Annotated in this window: 1 protein-coding gene; it reads right to left on the reverse strand. The window is 30.4% G+C overall.

Going from position 1 to position 595, the window contains the following annotated elements; genetic code table 11:
• On the reverse strand, positions 1 to 595 hold a 595-nt coding region (locus H964_RS10245; RefSeq protein WP_039767348.1), incomplete at both ends, for a sensor histidine kinase.

The following is a 595-nucleotide window of genomic DNA, read 5'->3' on the forward strand; positions in this document are numbered from 1 at the left end:
CATAGGATTCTCCATAATACAATTTTATGCGTTTATGGACATTTATTATCCCCGTACTGCGTGTTTCTTCATTTTTATTATGGTAGGAAGGAAGAATTTCTTTTTCCATTTGAGCTAAAAGTTCTGAAAGTTCATCTTCTGGAATTCCTTTTCCGTCGTCGTGAATGGTAATTTGCAAGATGTCATTAATCGCAGAAGCTGAAATTATTAAATTGCCGTTACCAAGTTTTCTTTCGAGTCCATGATAAATAGCATTTTCTACAATTGGTTGTAGAATCATTTTGAGAATTTTTGATTTAAAAAGCTCTTCAGGAATATTAATTTGGGTATTAAACTTATTCGCAAATCTGATATTCATAATTTTTAGATAGTCGTTAATACATTCTATTTCTTCATGCAGAGCCACATATTCTTTACCTTTAATACTGTATCTAAATATATTAGCCATAGAAGTAGCTATTTTAACAATTTCTGGAGCATCATACATAAAAGCCAAGTTTCTTACACAATCCAAAGTATTATACAGAAAGTGAGGATTAATTTGACTTTTTAAAGCAGTAAATTCTGCACGACTTTTAGCAAGTTTTACTTCATA

Origin of the sequence: Caldicellulosiruptor sp. F32, assembly GCF_000404025.1 — a bacterium.
Taxonomy (GTDB): domain Bacteria; phylum Bacillota; class Thermoanaerobacteria; order Caldicellulosiruptorales; family Caldicellulosiruptoraceae; genus Caldicellulosiruptor; species Caldicellulosiruptor saccharolyticus.